This is a genomic window from Pseudomonas sp. TJI-51, assembly GCF_000190455.2.
GTDB lineage: Bacteria > Pseudomonadota > Gammaproteobacteria > Pseudomonadales > Pseudomonadaceae > Aquipseudomonas > Aquipseudomonas juntendi.
Genome location: NZ_AEWE02000156.1, coordinates 1 through 3,356, shown reverse-complemented (window position 1 = coordinate 3,356; position 3,356 = coordinate 1). Strand labels below are relative to the sequence as shown.

The window sequence follows — 3,356 nt, the reverse complement described above, 5'->3', positions numbered from 1 at the left end:
CGGTCCTTGTGGGAGCGGCCTTGTGTCGCGAAAGGGCTGCGCAGCAGCCCCAAAGATTTTAGCTTCGCCGCATGAAATGCCGGGGCCGCTGCGCGGCCCTTTCGCGACACAAGGCCGCTCCCACAAACGAAGCGATTTTTCCATGATGGGCCCCGTCCATTAGCGGGGATGCCAGGTTACCCCACATTTCACCCGCAAAAGCGTAAGGCCTCTAGGCTATACTTCGGCGATTTTCCCGCTCGTTGTGAATTCCTGAGGGCTGAATGTGAAGAACTGGACGTTGCGCCAACGGATCCTGGCAAGTTTCGCCGTGATCATCGCCATCATGCTGCTGATGATCGTGGCCGCCTACTCGCGGTTGGCCGCCATCGAAACCGCCGAAGCCGCCGTAGGTACAGACAGCATTCCCGGGGTCTACTACAGCTCGATGATCCGCAGCGCCTGGGTCGACAGCTACGTCACCAGCCAACAGTTGGTCGGGCTGTCCAACCACCGGGAAATCACCTCGGCCGACATGGAACTGTTCAAGAGTTTCGAAGACCGGCTGAAGCAATTCATGGCCAGTTACCAGAGCACCATCCAGAGCCATGACGACCAGGCCCGCTTCGACAGCTTCGTGCAGCTTGAAGAAAACTACATGAAGATTGTCGGCCAGGTGCTGGATGCCTACCGTCAGCGCAACTACGCCGAAGCCCAGCGCCTGATCAACGACGTACTCACACCCGCCTGGGTCGACGGTCGCAAGCACCTGAACGATGTCATCGAGAACAACCGCGCCTCCGCTGATGCCGCCACCCGCGATATCGTCAGTGCCGTGACCACCGCCAAGGGCAGCATGATCGTCTCGCTGTTGCTGGCCATTGTCGCGGCCGGGGTGTGCGGCCTGTTGCTGATGCGCGCCATCACCGCGCCCATGCAGCGTATCGTCCACGCTCTCGACAAGCTGCGTTCGGGTGACCTGAGCGTGCGCCTGAGCCTGGAACGTAAGGATGAGTTCGGCGCCATCGAGAGCGGCTTCAACGAAATGGCCGAAGCGCTGGCGAACCTGGTGGCCCAGGCCCAGCGCTCGTCGGTGCAGGTCACCACGTCGGTTACCGAGATCGCCGCCACGTCCAAGCAGCAGCAGGCCACTGCCACCGAAACCGCAGCCACCACCACGGAAATCGGCGCCACCTCGCGGGAAATTGCCGCCACTTCGCGTGACCTGGTGCGTACCATGACTGAAGTCACTTCGGCCGCCGACCAGGCCTCCAGCCTGGCCGGCTCCGGCCAGCAGGGCCTGGCCCGCATGGAAGAGACCATGCACCAGGTGATGGGCGCCGCCGACCTGGTCAACGCCAAGCTGGGCATCCTCAACGAAAAAGCCAGCAATATTACCCAGATGGTCGTGACGATCGTCAAGGTGGCCGACCAGACCAACCTGTTGTCGCTCAACGCCGCCATCGAGGCGGAAAAGGCTGGCGAGTATGGCCGTGGCTTTGCCGTGGTCGCCACCGAGGTGCGGCGCCTGGCCGACCAGACCGCGGTGGCCACTTACGATATCGAGCAGATGGTGCGTGAGATCCAGTCGGCGGTGTCGGCCGGGGTCATGGGCATGGACAAGTTTTCCGAAGAAGTGCGCCGGGGCATGTTCGAAGTGCAGCAGGTCGGCGAGCAACTGAGCCAGATCATTCACCAGGTACAGGCCTTGGCACCGCGCGTGCTGATGGTCAACGAAGGCATGCAGGCCCAGGCCACCGGTGCCGAGCAGATCAACCAGGCATTGGCCCAGCTCAGTGATGCCAGCACCCAGACCGTCGAGTCGCTGCGCCAGGCCAGCTTTGCCATCGATGAGCTTAGCCAGGTGGCCGCAGGCTTGCGTGGCGGCGTGTCGCGTTTCAAAGTCTGACCGCGATGACCGACACGCAAGCGCCGGCCGCACAGCCGGGCAACGCCAAGGGGGCGCTGTACCTGCAGTTCCGTATCAGGGAACAACGCTTTGCCCTGAGCGTGCACGAGGTGATCGAAGTGCTGCCACTTCGGCCACTCAAGCCGATTGCCCGGGCGCCAGCCTGGGTGGCGGGTATTCTGGCCCACCGTGGCCTGCTCATACCCGTCATCGACCTGGCCGCGCTCAGCTTCGGCCAGCCGGCGGCGCAGCGCACCAGCACCCGGCTGGTACTGGTGCACTACCGGGCTGGGCTGCAGCTGGGGCTGGTGCTGGAGCAGGCAACCGAGACCCTGCGCTGCCAGCCCGATGAGTTCCAGCCCTACGGTGTAGACACGGGCGAAGCCCCTTACCTGGGGCCGGTGCGTCAGGATGCCCTTGGCATGCTGCAGCGCATCGAAGTCAATGACCTGCTGCCCGACGCCGTGCACGCATTGCTGTACACGCAGGGCCCGACCGGGGGGCCGACATGACCGAACAGTGTTTTTTCCGTTTCTTGCGTGAGCGTATTGGCCTGGATGTGGAGTCTGTCGGCACGCCGATGGTCGAGCGTGCCCTGCGCCAGCGCAGCGTAGCGGTGGGCGCTGCCGATCTGGACGACTACTGGCTGCGCCTGCAGCAGTCCGGTGAAGAGCAGCAGGCACTGATCGAAGCGGTGATCGTGCCAGAGACCTGGTTCTTCCGGTACCCCGAGTCCTTCACCGCGCTGGCGGCCCTGGCGCACAAGCGCCGTGCCGAACTGGACGGCGCGCGGCCGCTGCGGTTGCTCAGCCTGCCGTGCTCGACGGGCGAGGAGCCCTATTCGCTGGCCATGGCCTTGTTTGATGCCGGTATGGCGCCGGGGGCGTTCCTGGTCGATGGCATGGACATCAGCCCCAGCTCGGTGGCCAAGGCCGGGCAGGCCGTGTATGGCCGCAATGCCTTTCGCGGCAGCGAGCTGGGTTTTCGCGAGCGTTACTTCGATGTGGTCGACGAAGGCCACCGCCTGCACGAGCGGGTACGCCAGCAAGTCAGCCTGCAGGTAGGCAATGTGCTCGCCCCGCTGCTGGCCAGCCGCGATGGCCTGTATGACTTCGTGTTCTGTCGCAACCTGCTGATCTACTTCGACGTGCCGACCCAGCAACGCGTCTTCGAAGTGCTCAAGCGCCTGCTGCACCCACAGGGGGTGCTGTTCATCGGTCCGGCCGAGGGCAGCCTGTTGGCGCGCCTGGGCATGCGCCCGCTGGGGATCGCCCAGTCGTTTGCCTACGTACGAGACCCAGGCAGCAGCACGCCTGCGCCGGCGGCAGCGGCAGCGGCAGCACCTGCCAGGCGCAGTTGGCCGGGGCCCGGGCCTGCCGGGTATTCGCAGCCGGCCTTGCCGGTGCCGCGGCCGCAGCGTGCGCTGCCGGTGGTGGCCCGGCCAGCGCCGGCCCGCGAGGCTGCGGGG

The 3,356-nt window shown here is 65.0% G+C and carries 3 protein-coding genes; all 3 read left to right on the top strand.

Annotated features, from left to right (window positions below; genetic code table 11):
- Positions 1-265: 265 nt before the first annotated feature.
- The gene (locus G1E_RS25395) at positions 266-1,888 is read left to right on the top strand and encodes a methyl-accepting chemotaxis protein (RefSeq protein WP_009683464.1); all 1,623 of its coding nucleotides are present in this window, start codon (positions 266-268) and stop codon (positions 1,886-1,888) included.
- A 5-nt stretch (positions 1,889-1,893) separates the two neighbouring features.
- A complete protein-coding gene (locus G1E_RS25390; RefSeq protein WP_009683465.1) occupies positions 1,894-2,400 on the top strand; it encodes a chemotaxis protein CheW in 507 nt (168 codons plus the stop codon).
- Positions 2,397-3,356 (top strand): protein-glutamate O-methyltransferase CheR (locus G1E_RS25385; protein ID WP_047150233.1); only part of this gene is annotated, 960 nt, incomplete at its 3' end. The genes G1E_RS25390 and G1E_RS25385, both read left to right, overlap by 4 nt.